Consider the following 24,066-nt stretch of genomic DNA (forward strand, 5'->3'; position numbering starts at 1 on the left):
TAGTACCTTATTAGATACTAACAAAAAAGCAACAGGCGTTTACAGAAAATGATGAATGTGATAGGTATTATCACTTACCATCGGCTGTAAACGCCTGTCTTATTAATTCTTTTACCGCTATTTATTAATTTTCAAAAGCCTCTGCCTCAGCAGCAGCGATAATAGCTTCGCGGTCAATAGACTTAGAATGAGAAATATCAGAGAGGTCAAAATCCTCATTGTTAGCCTTCTTTTCTTCCTCAACAGAGGAATCTGTTAGTTCTTCTTTCACTTCATCAGCAGCCGATGATTTCTCATCAAAGACCTCTGTTTGGAAAGGATTCTCATGCTTCTCAACCTTTGGTTCAGAACCTTCAATGAAGTTCATGTCCTGTGAAGTCTCAGGAACATTGAGCACTGGTTCTTCTTCCATCTTTGTACGGTTTGCTTTGGCGGCAAAAACCTCATCTATAAACTGGGGCTCACGACGCAAACGCTGGAGCGTAAGTTTGGAAGCCTCTTGCTGGCTTTCCTTCTTAGAATAACCGTGTCCTTCTCCACATGGAATACCCTCCATAATCACTTGGAAATGGAAAGTGGGACTACCCTGTTTATCTTTTTGGTTTTCAATCAGCTTGAACTCCATATTGACCTTGTTCTTCTGGCTCCACTCGATGAGTTTTGACTTGAAGTTCACCTCCTTGTAAGCAACCTTATCAATATTAATAAGCTTCCCAAGGACTTGTTGCTTCATAAACTTCATACAAGCATTGTAGCCATGATCAAGATAGAGAGCGCCTACGAGTGCCTCAAAAGCATTACCACCCAGATAACTGTTATGCGAAGACGTCTGCCCGTTAGAGAGAATCAACTGTCCGATTCCCATCTCTTTTGCCAGGCGGTTTAGCGTATCGCGTTGTACTATCTTTGAACGAGTATTGGTCAGGAAACCTTCACGCTTTCCTGGAAAGTGCTCATAAACAATGTCACCGACAATGGCATCGAGAATAGCATCACCAAGAAACTCAAGGCGTTCGTTGTTTATTGGCTTACCCTTTGCGTTACGACGCGCTACGCTCTTGTGCAAGAGTGCAGTCTTATAATAACTGATATCGTGAGGAATAATGCCGATAATTTGGTACAAAGACAAATAAAGCTCCTTCTCCTTGCGGAAAGGGAGCTTTATTCTATCAATTATATTATTCAGCATACTTCTTGAATACAACACAAGCATTGTGACCACCGAAACCGAAGGTGTTGCTAAGTGCAGCACGTACCTCACGTTTCTGTGCCTTGTTGAACGTAAAGTTCAAGTTGTAATCCAATTCAGGATCCTTATCATCTTCCTCATGGTTGATAGTTGGAGGAACGATATCTTCCTTCACAGACATGACACAAGCCAAAGCCTCTACAGCACCAGCTGCACCGAGGAGATGACCTGTCATACTCTTTGTAGAAGAGATATTCAACTTGTAAGCAGCATCACCAAACAAAGCCTTGATAGCCTTTGCCTCTGAAATATCACCTACAGGAGTTGATGTACCGTGAACGTTGATATAGTCGATATCCTCTGGCTTCAAACCTGCATCCTCAAGTGCTGCCTTCATAACGAGCTTAGCACCAAGACCCTCTGGGTGAGAAGCAGTGATATGATGAGCGTCAGCTGACTCGCCTTCACCAACCATCTCTGCGTAAATCTTAGCACCACGAGCCTTTGCATGCTCCAACTCCTCAAGGATAAGACAACCAGCACCCTCACCCATTACGAAGCCATCGCGGCTTGCAGAGAATGGACGTGAAGCGTGCTCTGGATCATCATTGCGTGTAGAAAGTGCATGCATAGCATTGAAACCACCTACACCACAAGCGCAAATAGCAGCCTCAGCACCACCACTAACGATAATATCAGCCTTCCCAAGACGAATCTGGTTGAATGCTGAAGCCAAAGCGTTAGTTGAAGAAGCACAAGCAGATGTTGTTGTATAGTTAGGACCGTGGAATCCATACAGCATACTAATCTGTCCAGAAGCGATATCTGCAATCATCTTCGGAATGAAGAAAGGATTGAACTTAGGACCATTCTCTGGATGCTGTGCGTAATAACTCACCTCATCTTCGAATGTCTTAATACCACCAATACCTACACCGTAGATTACACCTACGCGGTTCTTGTCAACCTTCTCTAAGTCGATGTTAGCGTCCTTAACACCCTGAATAGCACTAATCATAGCCAACTGAGTGTAGCGGTCGAGCTTACGAGCCTCCTTACGGTCAATGTAATCATTGATGTTAAGGTCTTTTACCTCACAAGCAAACTTCGTCTTGAACTGGGTTGTATCGAAATGTGTAATAGGAGCAGCACCACTCTTACCTGCCAGCATGTTCTGCCAAGTCTCCTCTGGAGTGTTACCCAATGGAGTAACGGCGCCAAGACCTGTTACAACTACTCTTTTTAATTCCATGCGTGAAATATAAATTAAAAAAGTAAAGTTAAAAAAAAAGCCAAGCAAAGACATACGCTTTGCTTGGTACTTTTATCTTGAGTAAACCTTACTTAGCGTTCTCCTCGATGTAAGAGATAGCGTCGCCTACTGTAGAGATCTTCTCAGCCTTATCGTCTGGAATAGAAATACCGAACTCCTTCTCGAACTCCATGATGAGCTCTACTGTATCCAAAGAGTCAGCACCGAGGTCGTTTGTGAAACTTGCCTCTGGTTTTACCTCAGCCTCATCAACGCCGAGCTTCTCTACGATAATAGCCTTTACTTTTGATTCAATTTCTGACATAATTGTAAGTTTTAAAATGTTTAATATTGATTTCCAAATTCAAAATGCGCTGCAAAGGAACTGTTTTTTTTCCATGTGTGCAAGTTTTTTTATTAAAAATACACTATCTATTGCACAAACCATATAGCTTTGTGCATGTTTTTGGGCGTTTTTACACTTAATTGTACGATAAATCAAATAATTATATCGGATTATTCAAAACTTTATTTATGCCACTACGTGGAATTAAACTGATTTTATAAACTACTACACCTTATTATTATTAAGACGAAAATACAATAATGTTGTTTATTGTCACTCATCATGCGTATTCTATCCGACATAGTAAAACACTCTTAATTGCCTTTTACAGTTTAAGCATAGTTTACTTTTTGCAAGCTTATAAAGCATCCGCACCATTGGTGTTAAGCGTTCGCACCATACGTGCTAAGCATCCGCACCATATGTGCTGAACCTCCGTACGATGATTAAAAGGTTAATTATAACTCGTCCACAAATATGGAATTGAAGTCTACATAAATATCATTAGTGTGGAGGAAGTTTTATCCTCTCCTATTCCGAATGAAGCGATGAAAATGGATTTCATTTATAGATAGTTAGTACGTTATGATGATTTTCCTGTCACTTCTGTCACTATCTATAAGCTTATAAACACCTAATTTACAATTAGTTAATACTAATTGTTAAAATGACAGCAACCGAAATATAAACTTATTGTATAGATATGTGGCATATTCAGAGGAGCTTATAAGCGCATGAAATCCACTTAGAAGGGATATTCCTTATCGCATCTTGTCTGTCTTTATGACTTGACATAGCCGCTACTCCTACATTGTAAAGACAGACAAGCTACTCAATAAGAAAATAAAATATGTTTAGGCACTCATGACTGATTTGGGATTAAGCGATTAACAATGAAAAACAAGAGTTTTTATTTTGTCCTTTAAGGAATTTACTTTATATTTGCAGAATAAACAGAAAAATAAAAACCGAATGTCATTTACAAAACATTGTAACGAGATTTTCAATCAGGCAATCCGTGATTATCATATTACGGACAACGTAGATACGCCGATTAACAACCCTTACGACAGAGATTCCATTGAAAACCGTCTCTATCTGAAATGCTGGATTGACACAGTACAGTGGCACTTCGAGGACCTTATCCGCGACCCACATATCAACCCAGACGAAGGAATGAGTCTCAAGCATCGTATTGACCGCTCTAACCAGGACCGTACAGACCTTGTTGAGCAGATTGACTCGTATTTCCGTCAGCTCTACTCTGACGTGACTCCACTCCCAGAAGCGACTATCAACACCGAGAGTCCAGCATGGGCAGTTGACCGTCTGTCTATCCTTGCATTGAAGATTTATCACATGAAGGAGCAGACTGAGCGCAAGGATGCTTCAGCTGAGCACATTAAGAAATGTAAGTCTAAGCTGAATATCCTCCTCGAACAACAGAAGGACCTCAGTCTTGCCATCGACCAATTGCTCGATGACATTGAACATGGCCGTAAGTACATGAAGGTTTATCGTCAGATGAAAATGTACAACGACCCTGCTACCAATCCGATTCTTTACAACAAGAAATAATATGATGCCCCTCCCACTCTGCATAGGGAGGGGTGTAATTACTCGCTCAGAGTAAACATCAATGCGCTTTATTAGTTATTGAATAAGCATATCTTATTGCTTATCTTTATCAATCATAACCTTTTTCCTCTATTCTTTATCCTGCTTATTCATTTCTGTTAGCCTATGAAAACCCCACATATTCTTATCATCCGATTCTCTGCTATGGGCGACATTGCTATGACAGTTCCCATCGTTTATTCGTTTGCAAAGCAGTATCCAGATGTGAGAATAAGTGTGCTTTCTCGTCCTTTTGCACAGCCATTCTTTCAGCATTTAACACCAAATGTCGACTTTATGGCTGCCGATTTGAAAGAAGAATATAAAGGTTTTAGAGGACTTAACGCACTTTACCGTCGGTTGGTAGCAAAGCAATTTACAGCTGTAGCCGATTTCCATAACGTGCTTCGAACCCGTTTCCTTCGCTTACGTTTCCTTCTCGATGGCAAATCTGTGGCACATATCAATAAGCATAAGCAAGGAAAGAAGCTACTCTGTCGGGAAGAAAATAAGGTTTTCATACAGCAGCCTACCTCTTTTCAAAACTATGCTGACGTACTCGAAGCATTAGGCTATCCTATTAAACCTGAATTTACGAGTATCTTCCCAGCTGAAGGTGGCGACTTACAGCTTCTCCCTAATATAATAGGTGTAAAGCAACCATCGGAACGATGGATAGGTATAGCACCATTTGCAGCCCATGCAGGTAAGATGTATCCACAGGAAAAGATGGAACTTGTGGTGCGAAAACTTACTGAGAAACATCCTTCTTGGCGTATCTTCCTCTTTGGTGGTGGTAAACAAGAAATAGAAGTATTGAACCAATGGGCAGCACAATATCCACAATGTCTCTGCGTTGCTAACGTCCTTAAAGGACTCGAAAAGGAACTCATCCTTATGAGTCATCTCGACACTATGGTCTCAATGGATAGTGCTAACATGCACCTTGCTTCCCTCACTGGTACACGCGTGGTAAGTGTATGGGGCGCAACCCACCCTTATTGTGGCTTTATGGGTTGGCAACAGAAGGAAGAAGATGCTGTTCAAATCAATACACTCTCTTGTCGTCCTTGCTCTGTCTTTGGTAACAAACCCTGCCATCGGGGTGACTTCGCTTGTATGAATAATATTCTTCCAGAAGAGATTATTCAGCGTATTGAAGAGGGATTGCTGTAGGAATAGAATATAGAAAGATTTTAAAGAATAAAGATATAAAACTTCAACACCATAAAAGTATGAAACAAACTGCACTCTTCTTCGTCTTTCTTCTTACCCTCCTATCCTCCTGTTGTAATAAGACTTGTCAAAAATCAACAGACAATAATCCATTAGACAGTCTTGTTCTTGTTGACACCACAGAGATGAAATCAGCCTTTTTGGGATGTATTCATCGTTTTATTAAGCAATATCCTAAGGATAGTACGTTTATTCTTAAATGTGGATATGGATATGAAGACCACGGTGTTTATACAAATGGGGTCTATATCAACAGTGACGTTTTTGTTATCCAACCAGCTTATTACGATATGTTTATGGGTGGAGAATGGTCTATTGATGATATGTATCCTTCACATTATTTCAAGATAGACAACCGTATCGTCTTCCTCTGCTCACGTTCAGATTCCTTTATGAAGCAGGAGAAATACCGGAAAGCCTACCATCAGATAGTGTCTGATAGTCTACGTGTACACTATGAGGATTTTGCTTTTATCCTTGTTGAACACAAAGACAATAAGGCTACATTGTTATCAAGTGACGAAATGAGAAAGCGAAAGATTAGTCCTATCAGTGGTTTTAGAACAGTTGTCAAGTTCAAAGCTCCAAAGCTTACGGATGAATCATCAAAAGATGAATAAGCTTATCAAGGAACAATAAGGGGTATTTTTTAGGTTCTTCCGTTAAATGCGTAGATTGTTAATAGAATGAGATTCATCCACATACATGGTATAATTACCTCCAATAAGATGGTTTTATAAAGGGGAATAAACTACATGATAAACGTAATAAGGTACAATGTCTTTCTGTATTCTACAAACAACTTATTCCCTTATTACGTGAAGTTTGTAAACTATTTTCGTGCAGTTCAAAACCAATACATGCTCTTTTGGCTTCTAAAAGACGCCCAATTAGCTTGCAAAAGGTGCCCTTTAAGACCCTTACTAACGCCCTTTTGAAGTCCAATTAAGCACCTTTCATCATACCGTTTTATAACTAATTGATTTACTGTTGGTTACAAAATTGCTTCTTATATGTGTTTTTGGCGTTAGTTATAGAAGATTACTTTGAAATTATGTAATGATTTTTCAAATCTTTATCTGCGTATTTTCGAAGTCTAAAAATAAATGATTTTCAATGAAAAAGGATGATAATCGGATAGAATGTTGACTGTCTTAGCCAAGTTTTTGTTTAATGAGTAGCTATGGTTCATACGCTAAAGCAATACGAAAAGCGTCCACATATTTAACGGAAGAGCCATTTTTTAATACAATTATAGCTTTAAAAAGCTATCAAGCGGCTTACTTTTCTCCTTACTTTATCTATCTTTATTCTTCTAATCATTGTCTTTAGCGATATTATGTTTATGAGAATAAGTCGCAATCAATAGACAATCGAAAATAAAGAAAAGATAACAAAAATAATAAATCAGGTTTTAGGAGAAAAGTGATAGGCATTTATTTCGTTTAATAAAACCATAAACTATAATTTTAAATACCAAAATAAGTGCTTTTTGTAAGCAATAAATAAAGATTTTGAACAGCTGAGAATATTTCAATTTTAAACAAAAAATAGCACTTAATTCTTTTCCATTTTGGATAACAATTAAAAGTTAGAAAGTTCTCAAAATATTCCGTTTTGGATAACTATCATATCATTTTTTTTTCTTAACTTTGTCCATACAAAAACCCGCTAAAAGGCGTAAGTTACTAATAATATGTTACTTATACGTAAATAAGTAAGTCTCAATAACGAATTGAAGTAGTACAAAATAGAAAACTTTATAAAAGAAGTAATGAATATAACAAAACGTAATGGAGAAGTAGAAGTCTATAATAACGAAAAGATTTCAATAGCCATTAAAAAGAGTTTTATCAGCACCGGAAAGGATATTTCAGACAGTGAGATAGCCGGAATGGTAAGCGAAGTAGAGCAGTTCATCAAAGAGAACCCTGAACTGCGCACTGTGGAGGATATCCAGAACCGTGTAGAGAAGTGTCTTATGGCACATGGTCATTACGATGAAGCGAAGAATTATATTCTCTTCCGCTATCAGCGTAATGAGCAGCGACAAGCTATTAATTACATTGTGTGGACTGCTGACGATCGTGAGCTGGCTGATGTATTGCACAGTGTAGCACGAGAATACCGAGAGCGTTCTTATAGTATGGTGACTCTTCAGGAGAAGTTCTCAAGTTTCACTAAGCCTGGTATGTCACAGAAAGACTCAATTGATGCACTTATCAAGGCTGCTGTAGAATTGACAACACCAGAGGCTCCAGCATGGGAGATGATTTCAGCACGTATTCTTTCTTATCGTTCTGAGAAGAAAATCACCCGTTTGGAGGAAGAGTTGGGACTCAAGACCTTCTATCGTAAGGTTAAATATATGACCGAAGAAGGACTTTATGGTGATTATATTCTTCAGAACTATAGTGAAGAAGAAATCAACGAGGCTGCTACTTTCATTGATCCTGAACGTAATAAACTCCTTAATTATTCAGGTCTTGATCTACTTCTAAAGCGTTATGTTATAAAGAATTACACTGGTAAAGTGATTGAACGTGTACAGGAAATGTTCCTTGGAATCGCACTTCATCTTGCTATGCCAGAGAAAGAAGACCGTCTTACATGGGTACGTCGCATCTATGACTTACTCAGTAAGTTGGAAGTAACGATGGCAACCCCTACCCTCTCTAATTCTCGTAAGTCAAGTCATCAGCTTTCAAGTTGCTTCATTGACACCGTACCAGATAGTTTGGATGGTATCTATCGTAGCTTGGACAACTTCTCACAGGTGAGCAAGTTTGGCGGTGGTATGGGTATGTACTTCGGTAAGGTACGTGCTACAGGTGGTAATATCCGTGGTTTTAAGGGCGTAGCAGGTGGTGTTATCCGTTGGATGAGACTTGTTAATGACACTGCTGTAGCTGTTGATCAGTTAGGTATGCGCCAAGGTGCTGTAGCCGTTTACTTAGATGTATGGCACAAAGACCTACCAGAATTCTTGCAACTTCGTACCAACAACGGTGACGATCGTATGAAGGCACACGACATCTTCCCAGCAATTTGCTATCCAGACTTATTCTGGAAGATGGCAGAAGAAGACCTGAATCAGAACTGGTCGCTCTTCTGTCCTAACGAGATTATGCGTATCAAGGGTTACTGTCTTGAGGATTGTTATGGCGAAGAGTGGGAACGTAAGTACCTTGATTGTGTGAATGATCAGCGTCTTTCACGTCGTGTTATTAGCATTAAGGATATTGTTAGATTGGTTCTTCGTTCTGCTGTTGAGACCGGAACACCATTTACATTCAACCGTGACACAGTAAACAGAGCTAATCCTAACGCTCATAAGGGAATGATTTACTGCTCTAATCTCTGTACTGAGATTGCTCAGAACATGGCTCCAATTGAGACAGTATCTAAGGAAGTAGAGACAAAGGATGGTGATACTGTTGTTGTTACAACTACTCGTCCAGGTGAGTTTGTAGTATGTAACTTGGCAAGTTTGTCACTTGGTAGACTTCCATTGGAGGATGAGGAAAAGATGAAAGAAAAGGTGGCAACCGTTGTTCGTGCACTCGACAACGTTATCAACCTTAACTTCTATCCTGTTCCTTATGCACAGCTTACCAACCAGCGTTATCGTTCAATTGGCTTGGGTATTAGTGGTTATCACCATGCTCTTGCTAAACGTCGCATCAAGTGGGAGAGTGAGGAGCATCTGCAGTTTATGGATAAGGTGTTCGAGACTATCAACCGAGCAGCTATTCTTGCCAGCTCAAACCTTGCTAAGGAGAAAGGAAGCTATCAGTTCTTTGAAGGAAGTGACTGGCAAACGGGTGCTTACTTTGATAAGCGTGGTTATGATAGTGCTGAATGGCAGGATGTTCGTAAGACAGTTGCCTTGCAGGGTATGCGCAATGCTTATCTTCTTGCAGTCGCACCAACCAGCAGTACAAGTATTATTGCAGGTACAACAGCCGGCTTAGACCCAATTATGAAGCGTTTCTTCTTAGAAGAGAAGAAAGGAAGTATGCTTCCACGTGTTGCTCCTGAGCTTTCAGATGAGACCTACTGGATGTATAAGAGTGCTTATCTTATCAACCAAAAATGGAGTGTTCGTGCTTCTGGTGTACGTCAGCGTCATATCGACCAGGCACAGAGTATGAACCTCTATATCACCAATGACTTCACAATGCGCCAGATTCTCGACCTTTACTTACTTGCTTGGAAAGAGGGTGTTAAGACTATCTACTATGTGCGTAGTAAGTCATTAGAGGTGGAAGAGTGTGAGAGCTGCTCATCATAATAATTCAGAATTCACAATTCATAATTCAGAATTATGATTACCTCTCTTGCTAAATATTAGAAGAATGATAGAGTAAATAAATAAGAAATAATGGACAATCAATTAAAACGTAATACCTTATTCAATCCTTCAGGCGATATAGAATTGCGCTTGAGACGAATGATTGGTGGCAATACTACTAATTTGAATGACTTCAATAATATGAAGTATTCATGGGTAAGTGACTGGTACAGACAGGCAATGAATAACTTTTGGATTCCAGAAGAAATCAATCTTTCACAAGACTTTAAGGACTATCCACGTCTTGAAAAGGCTGAACGTACAGCCTATGATAAAATTCTGAGCTTCCTTGTTTTCCTTGATTCGCTTCAGAGCAATAACCTCCCAACCCTTAGTGAGTATATCACTGCAAACGAGGTAAACCTATGTCTGCATATTCAGGCATTCCAAGAGTGTATCCATAGTCAGAGTTATAGCTACATGCTCGACACTATCTGTAGTCCTGAAGAGCGTAACGACATTCTTTATCAGTGGAAGACCGATGAGCACCTCTTGAACCGTAATAAGTTTATTGGCGACTGTTACAATGAGTTCCATGAGAAAAGAGATAAGTTCAGCTTGATGAAAACACTCATTGCTAACTTCATCCTTGAAGGTATTTACTTCTATAGCGGATTTATGTTCTTCTATAATCTCAGCCGAAATGGTAAGATGTCGGGTTCTGCACAGGAGATTCGCTATATCAACCGAGATGAGAATACGCATCTATGGTTGTTCCGTAGCATTATTCTTGAGCTGAAGAAAGAGGAGCCTGATATGTTTACTCCAGAGAAGATAAAGGTTTATGAGGATATGATGCGTGAGGGTGTACGTCAGGAGATAGCATGGGGTCAATACGTTATCGGCAACGATGTGCAGGGTCTTAACGCTCAGATGGTATCTGATTACATCCGTTATTTGGGTAATCTTCGCTGGTCTGGACTTGGCTTCGGTTTCCTCTATGACGACAACCAAAAGGAACCAGAGAACATGAAGTGGGTTGGTCAGTATTCAAATGCTAATATGGTAAAGACCGACTTCTTCGAAGCTAAGAGTACAGCTTATGCCAAGAGTACTGCATTAATTGATGACTTGTAAGTTTAATTCATAATTAATTCAGAATTCATAATTCACATTTCATAATTATGATTACCTATTTTGGCTGTTATGAAAGGGAAAATCCTAAATATAACATTAGCTATGAAGAGTAGTCTTAATTCATAATTGATAATTCACAATTCATAATTATGATTACTTATTTTGGGTGTTATGAAGGGAAAATCCTAAAGATAATAATACCTATGAATAGTAATTTTGATTCTGAATTGTGAATTTCTTTTTATCCAAAGTACGAACTATAACCATGAAAGACATCAACTATATTCTCTTTACTTTTGGTATTTTGTCTCTTCAATAATCATAAGTTGCTTTACAATTACCAATCTATTGCAACGTAATTAACACATAACACCATTAATGTTAACCCTCCGCACACTATGTGCGGAGCATCAACACAACGTTTAAAGATGACATATAGACTAATTAGAGCTATTATAATACATCGTAAAACACGAATGATTCCTTTATAAGGGAACATTTACTAAACAATATTTATACAGATATTGAACTAATAACTGTTGATAATTCTGTGGAAAACTATGTTGATAACTATTTTATAACTCTGTGGATATCCACACAAGAACAGAAGAAGAAGCTTCTATGTGGATATCCACAAGGTTATTAATGCAGTTTTAGAGAAGTTTTACACAACTTTCATATCAAAAAAGATATAAACTTATTATCTTTGCATCAATTGTGGATAATGTGGATAACTCATCATAATACCTGAATATCAAACGATAGAAATGAGGATAACTTGTTAATAAAGTAACCTCTAAGTTTGATAACTATTCTGGCAAGAAAATGGTTAAAAAGTTCTGCACTAATCCACAGCCTATCATACTAAAACATTCTTTTTTCTTTTAAAAGAGAAATAAAGAATAATATTAAAGTTGAACGGATAAAACGGAGAATATGAAAAAGTTGAAGATTTATATAGTTTGTCTCTTTGCGATGATTGCCGTCAGTGCCACCGCACAGTGTACATTCCGTAATACGGCTTTTAGCAGTGGAGAGTACCTTACCTACAACCTTTATTATAACTGGAAGTTTATTTGGGTAAAGGCAGGTACAGCTTCTTGGTACACAGTTTCCTCTACTTATAAGGGTATTCCGGCTTATCGTGCTTCGTTGACGACACGTGGTAATGGTAAGCTTGATGATTACTTTATATTACGAGACACATTACTTACTTATAATTCAAAGCAGATGGAGCCACTCTACTTCCGTAAGGGAGCAAGGGAAGGAAAGCGATATACGGTGGATGAGATATTCTATACTTATCCAAATGGTAGGTGTAAGCTACGCCAACATAGAATCAACAACGAAGGAAAACATCAATGGATGGAGAATACATACGATGATTGTTGTTTCGATATGATGAGTATCTTCCTTCGTGCACGTAGTTTCAATCCAGAGAACTGGAAGAAAGGTGAGGTGGTGAAGTTCCCTATCGTAGATGGAAACAGCCGCCATGCCGCTCGTATAGTTTATGGTGGTAAGGAGAATATCAAGGCCGACAATAATCATAAGTATCGTTGTTTGCGTCTCACCTATTATGAATATGAGGATGAGAAATGGCGCGAAATAGCTAATTTCTATGTAACGGACGACAGCAACCATATCCCTGTTCGTCTTGATATGAGTTTGAAGTTTGGTTCAGCAAAGGCTTTCCTTGTTTCTATGAAGGGAATTAATAGTCCGATTACATCAGAGATAAAATAGCAAAAAGTAAGGTAAGTTCTTATCTTATATATAAAGAATAAGGGCTTATAACGTACGATATAAAACTATTCCTTATACTTATAGGGGTATAACGTAACACAGGCGTTATGCCCCTATAATCGTATGATAGAGATAAGATTGACTTCATATGTATTCCACCTTATTTCCACTTCTTCTCGCTTATATCGAATTAATTATGTAATTTTGCAGAAAATAAGCAGCATACGATAAAGAGAAAGGAAACTTCCTTTGCGCTCGTTAGCTTTATTTTTGTACAAAAGAAATAAACGTTTATTTAAGATATGGCATTAAAATGTGGTATAGTAGGACTGCCAAACGTAGGTAAGTCTACACTTTTCAACTGCTTGAGCAGTGCCAAAGCACAAGCAGCTAATTTCCCTTTCTGTACGATTGAGCCGAACCTTGGCGTAATTACCGTTCCAGACGAGCGTTTGAATAAGCTCGCTGAGATTGTTCATCCGGGACGAATCGTACCTGCTACCTGTGAGATTGTCGACATCGCAGGACTTGTTAAGGGTGCTTCAAAGGGCGAAGGATTGGGCAACAAGTTCCTTGGTAATATCCGTGAGTGTGATGCTATCATTCATGTAATCCGCTGTTTCGAGGACGATAACGTGGTACGTGAGGGTGGTATGGCAGTCAACCCGATTGAAGATAAGGAGATTATCGATACAGAGTTGCAGCTCAAAGACCTTGAAACCATCGAGGCACAGCTTGCTAAACAGCAGAAAGTTGCTGCTGCAGGCAATAAAGATGCTAAGGTAATGGTATCTGTCTTGGAGGCTTATAAGGAAGTGTTAGAGCAGGGTAAGAATGCTCGTAGCGTTGAGTTTGAAAGTAAAGAAGAACAGCAAGCAGCGCACGACCTCTTCCTCCTGACAACAAAACCTGTACTTTACGTTTGCAATGTAGACGAATCAAGTGCGAAGACAGGTAATGAATACAGTCAGATGATTGAGAAGATTGCTGCTGAGGAAGGTGCTGAAGCAATGATCATCGCGGCTAAGACAGAGGAAGATATCGCTTCTTTGGAGAGTTATGAGGACAAGAAAATGTTCCTTGACGAGCTTGGATTGGAAGAGAGTGGTGTGAGCCGACTTATCAATAAAGCATATCATCTGCTCAATCTCCAGACCTTCATCACCGCTGGTGAGATGGAGGTAAAGGCATGGACCTTCCATAAAGGATGGAAAGCACCACAATGTGCGGGAGTTATCCATACCGACTTTGAGAAGGGATTCATCCGTGCAGAGGTCATCAAGTACGACGATTACATCAAATATGGTTCTGAGGCAGCTATTCGTGAGGCTGGTAAACTCGGTATCGAAGGTAAGGAGTACGTTGTACAAGACGGTGACATCATGCACTTTAGATTTAATGTATAGCCCCTATTTAACCCCTCTCTGCTCAGAGAGGGGATAATTATTGGTGCTATCTTCACTTTTAATAGCATAACTATGAACAATCTACTTTATATTGCATGGCAGCCAAGTGAAGTGATTTTCCAGCTTGGTTCCCTTCCTATTCGTTGGTATGGCATGTGCTGGCTGGTAGGTCTTGCTTTGGGATTCTTTATGATGCAGTGGCTTTTTAAGCGTCATAAATTTCCTCCATCACAGTTTGATCCACTCTTCCTCTATGTCTTCTTTGGCGTATTGCTTGGTGCCCGCTTGGGTCATTGTCTCTTTTATGAGCCAGAGGAGTTCCTCACTTCTTGGAAAGGAATCATGACTATCTTTATTCCTATTCGTGAAATGGCTGACGGTTCATGGAAGTATGTGGGTTATCAAGGACTTGCATCGCATGGTGGAGTGGCTGGATTACTGATTGCCCTCTTCCTTTATATTCGCAGGACGAAGATGAATACGTGGGTAGTACTTGACTTCTTCGGTATCGTATCAGGTATCACAGCTTGTTTTATTCGCCTTGGAAACCTGATGAATTCAGAGATTATTGGTAAGGTAACAGACGTTCCTTGGGCTTTTATCTTCTATAATGTAGACGATAAACCACGCCATCCAGGACAGCTCTATGAGGCAATAGCCTACTTAATTATCTTCCTTTTTATTTACTTCATATATAGGAAATATCCTAAGAAAGTGGGTACAGGACTTTATTTCGGACTCTGTCTTACACTTATCTTCACCTTCCGTTTCTTCATTGAATACACTAAGGAGATACAGGAAGCATTTGAGGCAGGTCTACCAATCGATATGGGACAGATATTAAGTATTCCTCTTATTGCCCTCGGTGTATGGTCAATTCTACGCTCAAGAGGAAAAGAAGGAAAACTAACATAACTCGCTTTCGACTACGAATTACGCTAATTGCACGAATATTCATTGATTAGGGATATTCGTGCAATTCGTTTTATGAATAGTAATTAGTTGAAGTTTGTAAACTATTTTTATGCGGTTCAAAACCAATACATACTCTTTTAGCTTCTAAAAGACGCCCTTTTGGCTTGCAAAAGGTGCTCTTTAAGACCCTTACTAACGCCCTTTTAAAGTCCAATTAAGCACCTTTTACTTTGCTGTTTTATAACTAATTGATTTCCTGTTGATTACAAACCTACTTTTTGTATGTGGTTTTATCGTCCTTTATAGATGTTTTACTCGAAATTATGTAATGATTTTTCAAACCATTATCTGCATATTTTCGAAGTCTTAAATGAAATGTTTTTCCTGAAACATTGTGGTCTAATGACCGATTTGGATTTAATGAGTAACTTCGGTTCTTCCGTTAAAGCGATACGAAAAGCGTCCACACATTTAACGGAAGAACCTTTTTCTTCCTTATAATTGTTTTATTTATTTGTAATTCTTCTTGTAACATCTTCTAAATACTGATAAAAAAGTGGAGCTGAAACATTGTTTATTTTTCCTTCTTTATATACGCTATTGCATATATACAATAAGTCATCAATGTTTCCATGTAGTTCCATAATCCTTCTTGTAAGATTATTTGTGGCAAACATACGCTTCATGAAAATGGCAGAAAGTTGAGCTGGTAGTTTATATACCCATAATTCATTTCTGTAGTATTTCATATTAATACCACGTGAAGCAGCTATTTTTGTTGTCTCACGAATAGTTTTAATTGTAGTTGCCAATAGCTTTAGAGAATTCATAAGTTTATGAACTGATGCTATACTGTCATTTATGTCTCCATTTTTACCTATGACAGAGATAACTGCAGCGTTGATAGCCATATGTATCCATATCCATTCCAACATGTCATAAGGTTTTTCAAGTTTGATGTTAGTGGACTTAAATAGATTAGAAATAGCCTCATAATTTGATATGGTTGTCTTATTTTTAGACTCTATCATGAAATGATCGAATAAACAACAATCAAGTTCAGCTTTAGTAGCAAGCTCTTCTTTTTTTATTTTTATGCAACCTCCAGCAACGGGAAAGCCTAAGATATAATCATATCCTTGCATAATTTTATCAAGATATTGCTTGTCATACCATAGATTACAGCATAAGAGTATTGTGCCTTTGAATGCTTCTTTTCGTAGTATCTCCATCACATTGGCAATCTTCCCTTGTGAGATACTTACGAAAATCATGTCATATTCTTTCTTTGAATGTGGATTTACTGTATATTCTTTTTTGACTTGAATACCCTTTGATGATTCTCTTCCATCTAATAATGTAACTTCAATATTGCTTATATATTCCTTATTACTTCCTTCCCGAATGTAATGTTCAACATTGTGTCCAGCCTCTTTAAACACAGAAGCATAAGTTGTTCCGATAACTCCTAATCCTATAATTAATATATCCATGTTTGTGTTTATTTTAGACAAAGGTAATTAATTATTTGGGCTTTCCTCCTTATTTTTGTAATTTTGTAAGTCTAAGGATAAAATAGAAACAGACTTAATAAGGAAGTAAAAGATATGGCAAAAGATGATAAGGGACTTACCCCGATGATGAAACAGTTCTTCTCAATGAAGGCACAACATCCTGGTGCATTGATGCTCTTTAGGTGTGGCGACTTCTATGAGACGTATGGTGAGGATGCTGTGGAGTCAGCAAGAATACTCGGTATTACCCTTACACGTCGTAACAATGGTGGTAACGGCGACTCGATAGAGATGGCTGGTTTCCCACATCATGCCCTTGATACTTATCTTCCTAAGCTTATTCGTGCTGGAAAGCGTGTGGCTATCTGCGACCAATTAGAAGATCCAAAGAAGAAACGCGAGGAAATCAAAGGCAAGAAGTGTCTGTCGGCTATGGACAAGATGGTGAAGCGTGGTATCACAGAACTTGTCACTCCAGGTGTAGCCATGAGCGATAACGTATTGAACTATAAGGAAAATAACTTCCTTGCTGCGGTACATTTCGGTAAAGGGTCATGTGGTGTCAGTTTCTTAGACATATCTACAGGAGAGTTCCTGACAGGTGAAGGCACCTTTGATTACGTCGAAAAACTATTGGGTAACTTCCAACCAAAGGAGGTACTCTTCGACCGTGCAAAGAAACAAGACTTTGAACGCTACTTTGGTACACGCCTTTGTACGTTCGAGATGGACGATTGGGTGTTTACTGATCAGACGGCTCGACAGAAGCTATTAAAGCATTTTGGAACAAAGAACTTAAAGGGTTTCGGTGTCGACCATCTGAATAATGGCGTCGTTGCAGCAGGTGCTATTCTGCAGTATTTAGAGATAACACAGCACACACAAATCAATCATATCACTTCTTTGGCACGTATCGAAGAAGATAAATACGTGCGTATGGACCGTTTTACCATCCGTTCTTTGGAGTTGATTGCCCCAATGAATGAGGATGGTTCATCGCTTTTGAATGTCATTGACAATACGATTACGCCAATGGGCGGACGTATGTTGCGCCGTTGGATGGTCTTCCCACTGAAAGATGAAAAGCCTATCAATGAGCGTTTAGACGTGGTTGATTATCTCTTCCGAGAGCCAGACTTCCGCGAATGTATCAATGAACAGTTCCATCGCATTGGCGACTTAGAGCGTATTATATCAAAGGTAGCTGTCGGTCGTGTGTCACCTCGTGAGGTAGTGCAGCTGAAGAATGCCCTTATGGCTATCCAACCCGTCAAGACAGCTTGCCTTTATGCAAAGAGCGATACGCTGAAGAGGATTGGAGAACAGCTGAACCTCTGTGAGTCTTTACGTGATAGAATAGAGAAAGAGATACAGCCTGACCCTCCACAGTTAGTCAATAAAGGTGACGTGATAGCCTTAGGTTTTAACCAAGAACTCGATGATTTGCGTTCTATTCGTGATAATGGAAAGCAGTATCTGTTAGAGATTCAAGAGAAGGAGATTGCTCAGACGGGTATTACTTCATTGAAGATAGGATTTAATAACGTGTTCGGCTATTACTTGGAGGTGCGTAATACCTTTAAAGATAAGGTGCCTGAGAATTGGATTCGTAAGCAAACATTAGCGCAGGCAGAGCGTTATATCACCCCTGAACTTAAAGAATACGAGGAGAAGATACTTGGTGCGGATGAGAAGATATTGGCTTTGGAGACTCAGCTTTATATGGAGTTGATACAGGATATGCAGGAGTTTATTCCGCAGATACAAATCAATGCAAATCTCATTGCTCATCTCGACTGTCTTCTTTCGTTTATGAAAGTATCGCAGTTGCAGCGTTATGTACGCCCAGTAGTGGACGATTCGGAGGTTATAGACATTAAACAGGGTCGCCATCCAGTGATTGAAACACAGTTACCGATAGGTGAACAATATGTGCCTAATGATGTATTGCTTGATACGGAACACCAACAGATCATGATGATTACGGGTCCGAATATGGCAGGTAAGTCTGCTTTGTTGCGTCAGACAGCCCTCATCGTATTGTTAGCACAGATAGGTTGCTTTGTTCCTGCTGAACGAGCACGCATCGGAATGGTGGATAAAATCTTCACACGTGTGGGTGCTTCGGATAACATTTCATTAGGAGAATCAACCTTTATGGTTGAGATGACGGAGGCTTCAAACATTCTTAATAACGTTACTTCACGCTCTTTAGTGCTCTTTGATGAGTTAGGACGTGGTACAAGTACCTACGATGGAATTAGCATTGCATGGGCGATTGTAGAGTATCTGCACGAACATTCGCGTGCACAAGCACGTACCCTCTTTGCTACACACTACCATGAATTGAACGAGATGGAGAAGAATTTCCCTCGTATCAAGAACTTCAACGTCTCTGTAAAGGAAGTGGATGGAAAGATAATCTTCGTTCGTAAGTTAGAGAAAGGTGGTAGTGAGCATTCCTTTGGTATTCATGTGGCAGAGATAGCGGGTATGCCTCGTTCTATTGTTAAGCGTGCAAACATTATACTTAAGGAGCTTGAGAAAGATAACTCACAGGTGGGTAGTGTCGGTAAGGCTGCCGTTGAGCGTCTTGATCAGAGCAGAGAAGGTGTTCAACTCTCCTTCTTCCAACTCGATGATCCCGTCCTCACACAGATTCGTGACGAAATCCTCGGTCTTGATGTCAATAACCTTACACCTGTTGAAGCCCTCAACAAGCTGAATGATATTAAGAAGATATTGAAAGGGTAAGGCTTAATCAATCTATCAAATACCTGCCAATTCTTGCAAGTTCTTCAAGAACTTGCAAGAATTGGTACTTTCAAATAATGGTTGAAAGATTAGGTTGATAAGAAGAAAAAGAGCATAAAAAAGACAAGGTAACAAAGTGAACAACTCAGTTTGTTCTTTTGTTACCTTGTCTTTTTATCATGTCATAGAAATAAGATTTTTGCTTTTTCTAATCCAACTTAGTTATTCTGATAATGCTCACAACTGTACAATACTGCGAAGTAGTATTAAGTTAATGTATATGCAAAAACATTTTTAATTCTATTTTGCTGTCACTTTTAACATTTAAGACTAATTGCTTATTTTCCAGATATATATGTGTTATATAATACTGACAGATGTGACAGGAAAAATGATTATAGTCTGCAAAGCTAAGAGTTATTTCTCATGCCGCTTAATGTTGTTGCTGTCTCATCCTTTGTGTGCTACTCTGTAGTTTTTACTTATTCTCTTTCCTACTTTGCGCGCTGTGATTCTGTATCACGGTTGTCATGATAGGTACGATGAACCTGTTTGCCACCAAATGACCATGTAGCACGAAGTCCGATATATCGAGAATGATTATCAAATTGGTTCGTGTTAGTATATTCTTGATAGAATATGGTATTTCGATTGATATTCTGATGGAAGGGATCGCTAATAGTAAGACTTATTTTCAAGCGGTCATTCAGGCAGCTGTATTTAAGACTCATCCGCAGGTAAGCATGAGGATCACTTTGAGTTTGTGCAAAATACTCTCGGAACCAGTGACGATAGCTAACCTCGCCAATGAGTGTCTTCTGATGGTTGAACATAAAAGAGAGTGAACCTTCAGCACGCTTACCCCATCCATGTATCTGTAACACGTCCGTTTGGTAATCGGAGTGAGAATCATAGTAATATACTTCTCCTCCTATGTTAAGGTTCAGCCATGTCAGGACATTGCGGTTATAATTAACATAGATACCTGTCTTTTCATGGCGCAATCCGTCATAAGGACCAGTTACCTGACTTCCATTTTCGAGGAATTGGGTTCTCCAGCCCATCTCTCCTTTGCCATGATTGTTGTAGAGAACGGCATAAAGTCCTTTTCCGTTACTATAATTTATCTCCACGTTGCGGGTGTAGGCAGCTGTGAGGTAAGGGTTTCCCGTCATGTAATCAGTGGTGGAGGTATAGATGCGGAAAGGATTGAGGTCATTGAAATTAGGTCGTTCTATTCCCCAATTAGCGGCAAGTGCCAGATTCTGATTATCTTTTAATTGCCAGTTGAGGTGCAGAGTGGGATAGAAACGTCCGTAATGACTACGACTGATCTGTCTTTGTGTAAGCTGGTTGCTTTCCGTCCATGTATGTTCGTAGCGTAATCCAGCTTGTAGCTGAAGTTTTTCTGTGAGTAGTTTCTTTGCTGATAAATAGGCAGCGAGGGTTCGTTCCTTATACAAGAATTCATTACTTTCATCTGCATTGTATCTCCACTGTCCGTTGGCAAGGTTCTCCAGCATCAGACTTGTCTTATTGCGGATGGCTGAGAAAGATGCCCCAGTCTCCATATAGAGATGCTTGAAGGGAAGGGAAAAATCAAGTTTTAAGGCATTTATCTTGTAATTTGCCTTGCTTTTATTGCGTAGTGATTCAGTCATTCCGTTTGTTACCGATACGTTCTCGCTTTGTGTGGGAGCATTGCTGTTGAAGAAATTATAGTTCACACTGACTGTCTTCTCCAATGAGTCGAGCTTGTATTCTGCATACAGTGTCGTACTTATGTTGTTGTTCCAGACAGCAGGGGAATGGGCTGTCGTAAATGTTGTGTCCCTGTTAATTGAGATAAACGTGTGATTGGTAGAGGTGTGATTGGCATAGAATGATGTCATAACACCCAGTTCCATGCGCTTGTTAGCATGATATTTCACGATGGCATCAGCATTATACGACGGCCAAGGGGATATGGTCCGCTTTCTTGTACTGCGCTGGTGCCCATCTTTGAAGTCATAGACAGAATATGAGTTGTTGATTACTTTATCCAAAGACATTCCCAGACCAGTGGACAGCTCAAATTTCCTGCTGGCATAGTTGAGGTTTATATCTTGGAAATACCTCCCACGGTACTGTCGTTGTATTTCCTCACTGATACTCCCACTCCACCCTTTTGACTGGTCACGTTTCATGACGATGTTTATGTATCCCGCATTGGCTTCTGCCTTATATTTTGCAGGTGGAATAGTTATCACCTCTATACGCTCAATATCTTCTGCCTTCAGGCTGCGGAGTTTTGCCTTTACAGCATCGGCAGTCATTTCAAGGATATGTCCATCAAGCATGATATGGGTAATGCCCTTACCTACGATGCTGACACTTTCGTCACTGACATTTAGCATTGGTACACGCCCCATCACTTCTATACCATTCATCCCCTTGGAGAAAGGGTCATTACTGACGAGATATTGCAGTCGGTCAACATCATTTTTAATAACCCGACGCATCCCTTTTACCGTCACAGACTTTAGTGTATATGGGTCAGTCTTCATACGGATAGTACCGATATTGCCGACATTAATCAGCTTATAGTAAGTAGCAAATCCAACGAAAGAAACCCGTAGTAAGACCTTCCGTTGACTACATGGTATGACAAAGTCTCCCCCGTTATTGGTCACTCCGCCATTGATGAAACTGGAATCCGATGGATTCAACAAAGCTACATTGGCAAACGGTACAGGCTGGTTGTGCTGATCAACAATGTGTCCGATGACCTTTGTAGGTACTTTTTGTGTACATTCTACGAAGATAAGGCTATCACTGACGGTCATGCGCATGGGATAGAAACCCAATACCTCCCGTATTGCTTCGGGGACGGTGCGGTTACGTAGGTTTACAGTGACTGTAAAATCCTCTAATTCATTATAAATGAAGTTGATTGTGTACCGCTGACTGGCATTGTCAATATCAGTCAGCACATGTGGTAGGGATGTCTTATTATAGTTTCTGGTAATATGCTGCGCCTGTACAACACAAGCAATCAGCAGCAGTATACCAAGAAAGAGATGCTTTCTCATAGTGTTTTAGTCTATGGTGATTGTACTGTCAGCCAAAGTTAGCTGTACTTTCTCAAACATGTTTAGTGTCTCTACTGCGTGTTCCACACTTTGGTCTCTGTTCCAAAGAAAGCGTAAACGCAGCTGTCCTGCTTCTGGGTTACGACAGACAGTCTTTGTCCCATAGTAATCTGATATTTCCTGGACAATGTCCTGTAACATAACATTATCAAACTGTTTGGGAGGAAGTATCTCCCCGACTTTCTTTTCTTTCAGCTTGCTGTATGTGACAGTTGTGCGTGTAGAGCCTTTTTCCTGTAATGTTTTTGTATGAGTCATATTGTTTGTGATTGCAACCTCTGAATCAGTTGCCAACCGTTTTTTACTACCTTTGACAATGCTAACCGCAGCTACGGCAATTCCCGATACAGTGAGAATACCGATGACTACTGCAGCTACCTGTCTGTAATAACGGTGTACAGGTTTGGAGGTAGATTTCTTTTCCATCAACTTGTGCCATTCCTCTTCTATGATTTCATCTGTCAGTTTATCGGAAGTCCGTCTATACTCGTATGCACTGGTAGTGTCTGATATAAGCTGATACGTTTGCCTCAACTCATCATCACGCAACAGTTCATTAAGCTGTTCATCAGTATATTGGTCAGGATGCTCCGTCATGTCAAGCAACCTTTCCATCTGTCCGTAATTATCTTTCTTCATTTCTGGTTAGGATTAAATTGTTCTTTCATCTTCTTAATTGCCTGTGCTAAGTGCTTGTATACGGCAGCTTCACTGATGCCAGTTTGTTCTGCAATGGCTTTATAAGATAGTCTCTGATCAAAGCGTAGACGGAAGACTGTGCGCGTCTGTGATGTCAGCTTACTATCTGCAAATGCCAATAATGCCATGTATCGATCAGTCTGGTGCTGTACGTGCGATAAGTCAGGTTCTGTTTCTGTTTCTGTTGTCAACAGCTTATTAACACGCTCTCTCAACTGTTTCTGTCTGATGATATCTAAACACTGATTGCGTACACTTACAAGCAGATAGCCACTTGTTCCTTTCTTAGGCAGGTGAGTATTGTCACGGAATAATCGTGCAAATACCTCACTCACGGCATCTTTTGCCTCATCAGAATCGTACAGCATTGCTACTGCCAGTCTGAACATTACACCGTAGTGCATTCGGAACAGGTGCTCAATGGTTTCTTCTTTTGACATAGATATCTATTCGTTTTTATCTGTTCTCATCTTTATAACGAATGAGGAAGGATTTTCCCAACCCCTTAATACAATAAATTGTCTTAAAAGTTGGAAAAGACCTTATTAATTGCTTGTTTTAAGCTCCTAAGCTTTTACTGAAAAACTCTTAAGTTTTTACTGAAAAGCTCTTAAGCTTTTACTAAAAAGCTCCAGACAACCCAGCGAATAAGTCCTATCGTACCCAACCGCTGGGTGTAAAATATCTATTTGTTGGGTATAACAATTCTTTAATTGCTACTATAGTTCATTGGGTTTAAGGGAAGAATAAAAGGTTTAAAAAACAGAGTAACATAGGAACAAGCAATAAGTTCTTATGTTACCCTGTACTTTGTTTATATGTTACTCTGT

Annotated in this window: 16 protein-coding genes; 9 read left to right on the top strand and 7 right to left on the bottom strand. The window is 39.6% G+C overall.

Annotated features, from left to right (window positions below):
- Positions 1 to 124 precede the first annotated feature (124 nt).
- The 3 genes from rnc to FIU21_RS12005 all read right to left on the bottom strand — a co-directional run bounded on the left by rnc (position 125) and on the right by FIU21_RS12005 (position 2,766).
- Positions 125 to 1,189 (bottom strand): ribonuclease III, encoded by a 1,065-nt coding sequence (gene rnc / locus FIU21_RS11995; RefSeq protein ID WP_004358974.1) that lies wholly within the window; start codon positions 1,187 to 1,189, stop codon positions 125 to 127.
- Entirely contained in the window at positions 1,179 to 2,441 is a 1,263-nt protein-coding gene (gene fabF, locus FIU21_RS12000; protein WP_004358973.1) for a beta-ketoacyl-ACP synthase II, read from the bottom strand. Before fabF ends, rnc begins: the two co-directional genes overlap by 11 nt.
- An 88-nt stretch (positions 2,442 to 2,529) precedes the next feature.
- Positions 2,530 to 2,766 (bottom strand): acyl carrier protein, encoded by a 237-nt coding sequence (locus FIU21_RS12005; protein WP_004358972.1) that lies wholly within the window; start codon positions 2,764 to 2,766, stop codon positions 2,530 to 2,532.
- Positions 2,767 to 3,759: 993 nt separating this feature from the next.
- On the opposite strand from FIU21_RS12005, the gene FIU21_RS12010 reads away from it, so the two are divergent.
- The 8 genes from FIU21_RS12010 (at position 3,760) to lgt (ending at position 15,138) form a co-directional block, all read left to right on the top strand.
- Positions 3,760 to 4,365 (top strand): DUF4254 domain-containing protein, encoded by a 606-nt coding sequence (locus FIU21_RS12010; RefSeq protein ID WP_004358971.1) that lies wholly within the window; start codon positions 3,760 to 3,762, stop codon positions 4,363 to 4,365.
- Between the two features lie 165 nt (positions 4,366 to 4,530).
- Positions 4,531 to 5,580 carry a glycosyltransferase family 9 protein gene (locus tag FIU21_RS12015; RefSeq protein WP_004358970.1) on the top strand — a complete coding sequence of 350 codons (1,050 nt, stop codon included), beginning with the start codon at positions 4,531 to 4,533 and terminating at the stop codon, positions 5,578 to 5,580.
- 59 nt (positions 5,581 to 5,639) lie between these two features.
- Entirely contained in the window at positions 5,640 to 6,260 is a 621-nt protein-coding gene (locus tag FIU21_RS12020) for a hypothetical protein (protein ID WP_004358969.1), read from the top strand.
- A 1,154-nt stretch (positions 6,261 to 7,414) separates the two neighbouring features.
- A complete protein-coding gene (locus FIU21_RS12025; RefSeq protein WP_004358968.1) occupies positions 7,415 to 9,934 on the top strand; it encodes a ribonucleoside-diphosphate reductase subunit alpha in 2,520 nt (839 codons plus the stop codon).
- A gap of 90 nt (positions 9,935 to 10,024) precedes the next feature.
- Positions 10,025 to 11,071 carry a ribonucleotide-diphosphate reductase subunit beta gene (locus FIU21_RS12030; RefSeq protein WP_004358967.1) on the top strand — a complete coding sequence of 349 codons (1,047 nt, stop codon included), beginning with the start codon at positions 10,025 to 10,027 and terminating at the stop codon, positions 11,069 to 11,071.
- A gap of 936 nt (positions 11,072 to 12,007) precedes the next feature.
- Positions 12,008 to 12,817, top strand: coding sequence for a DUF3108 domain-containing protein (locus FIU21_RS12035; RefSeq protein ID WP_004358966.1), 810 nt, complete (start codon positions 12,008 to 12,010; stop codon positions 12,815 to 12,817).
- 302 nt (positions 12,818 to 13,119) lie between these two features.
- The gene (gene ychF / locus FIU21_RS12040) at positions 13,120 to 14,223 is read left to right on the top strand and encodes a redox-regulated ATPase YchF (RefSeq protein WP_004358965.1); all 1,104 of its coding nucleotides are present in this window, start codon (positions 13,120 to 13,122) and stop codon (positions 14,221 to 14,223) included.
- Positions 14,224 to 14,295: 72 nt separating this feature from the next.
- Entirely contained in the window at positions 14,296 to 15,138 is an 843-nt protein-coding gene (gene lgt, locus FIU21_RS12045; protein ID WP_004358964.1) for a prolipoprotein diacylglyceryl transferase, read from the top strand.
- A gap of 506 nt (positions 15,139 to 15,644) precedes the next feature.
- Here lgt and FIU21_RS12050 read toward each other — a convergent pair.
- Positions 15,645 to 16,631, bottom strand: a complete 987-nt coding sequence (locus FIU21_RS12050) for a ketopantoate reductase family protein (protein ID WP_004358963.1) — start codon at positions 16,629 to 16,631, stop codon at positions 15,645 to 15,647.
- 114 nt (positions 16,632 to 16,745) lie between these two features.
- On the opposite strand from FIU21_RS12050, the gene mutS reads away from it, so the two are divergent.
- Positions 16,746 to 19,406, top strand: coding sequence for a DNA mismatch repair protein MutS (gene mutS, locus FIU21_RS12055; RefSeq protein WP_004358960.1), 2,661 nt, complete (start codon positions 16,746 to 16,748; stop codon positions 19,404 to 19,406).
- 494 nt (positions 19,407 to 19,900) lie between these two features.
- On the opposite strand, the gene FIU21_RS12060 is transcribed toward mutS, so the two are convergent.
- From FIU21_RS12060 to FIU21_RS12070, 3 genes are read right to left on the bottom strand one after another with little or no spacing between them, the layout of a single operon-like run.
- Complete coding sequence (locus FIU21_RS12060; protein WP_004358958.1) at positions 19,901 to 22,477, bottom strand: outer membrane beta-barrel family protein; 2,577 nt, start codon at positions 22,475 to 22,477, stop codon at positions 19,901 to 19,903.
- A 6-nt stretch (positions 22,478 to 22,483) separates the two neighbouring features.
- Positions 22,484 to 23,176 carry a DUF4974 domain-containing protein gene (locus FIU21_RS12065; protein ID WP_004358956.1) on the bottom strand — a complete coding sequence of 231 codons (693 nt, stop codon included), beginning with the start codon at positions 23,174 to 23,176 and terminating at the stop codon, positions 22,484 to 22,486.
- Positions 23,173 to 23,676, bottom strand: a complete 504-nt coding sequence (locus FIU21_RS12070; protein ID WP_004358954.1) for an RNA polymerase sigma factor — start codon at positions 23,674 to 23,676, stop codon at positions 23,173 to 23,175. The genes FIU21_RS12065 and FIU21_RS12070 overlap by 4 nt, the downstream gene beginning before the upstream one ends.
- Positions 23,677 to 24,066: the final 390 nt, after the last annotated feature.

This window comes from Prevotella melaninogenica, from assembly GCF_013267595.1.
Classification (GTDB): Bacteria; Bacteroidota; Bacteroidia; order Bacteroidales; family Bacteroidaceae; genus Prevotella; species Prevotella melaninogenica_D.

Bases quoted from the DNA above. Each gene is read 5' to 3' on its own strand.
- FIU21_RS12065 (WP_004358956.1), bottom strand. From the start codon at position 23,176: ATGAAGAAAGATAATTACGGACAGATGGAAAGGTTGCTTGACATGACG.
- lgt (WP_004358964.1), top strand. From the start codon at position 14,296: ATGAACAATCTACTTTATATTGCATGGCAGCCAAGTGAAGTGATTTTC.
- FIU21_RS12060 (WP_004358958.1), bottom strand. From the start codon at position 22,477: ATGAGAAAGCATCTCTTTCTTGGTATACTGCTGCTGATTGCTTGTGTT.
- rnc (WP_004358974.1), bottom strand. From the start codon at position 1,189: ATGCTGAATAATATAATTGATAGAATAAAGCTCCCTTTCCGCAAGGAG.
- fabF (WP_004358973.1), bottom strand. From the start codon at position 2,441: ATGGAATTAAAAAGAGTAGTTGTAACAGGTCTTGGCGCCGTTACTCCA.
- FIU21_RS12020 (WP_004358969.1), top strand. From the start codon at position 5,640: ATGAAACAAACTGCACTCTTCTTCGTCTTTCTTCTTACCCTCCTATCC.
- FIU21_RS12025 (WP_004358968.1), top strand. From the start codon at position 7,415: ATGAATATAACAAAACGTAATGGAGAAGTAGAAGTCTATAATAACGAA.
- FIU21_RS12050 (WP_004358963.1), bottom strand. From the start codon at position 16,631: ATGGATATATTAATTATAGGATTAGGAGTTATCGGAACAACTTATGCT.
- ychF (WP_004358965.1), top strand. From the start codon at position 13,120: ATGGCATTAAAATGTGGTATAGTAGGACTGCCAAACGTAGGTAAGTCT.
- FIU21_RS12070 (WP_004358954.1), bottom strand. From the start codon at position 23,676: ATGTCAAAAGAAGAAACCATTGAGCACCTGTTCCGAATGCACTACGGT.
- mutS (WP_004358960.1), top strand. From the start codon at position 16,746: ATGGCAAAAGATGATAAGGGACTTACCCCGATGATGAAACAGTTCTTC.
- FIU21_RS12030 (WP_004358967.1), top strand. From the start codon at position 10,025: ATGGACAATCAATTAAAACGTAATACCTTATTCAATCCTTCAGGCGAT.
- FIU21_RS12015 (WP_004358970.1), top strand. From the start codon at position 4,531: ATGAAAACCCCACATATTCTTATCATCCGATTCTCTGCTATGGGCGAC.
- FIU21_RS12010 (WP_004358971.1), top strand. From the start codon at position 3,760: ATGTCATTTACAAAACATTGTAACGAGATTTTCAATCAGGCAATCCGT.
- FIU21_RS12005 (WP_004358972.1), bottom strand. From the start codon at position 2,766: ATGTCAGAAATTGAATCAAAAGTAAAGGCTATTATCGTAGAGAAGCTC.
- FIU21_RS12035 (WP_004358966.1), top strand. From the start codon at position 12,008: ATGAAAAAGTTGAAGATTTATATAGTTTGTCTCTTTGCGATGATTGCC.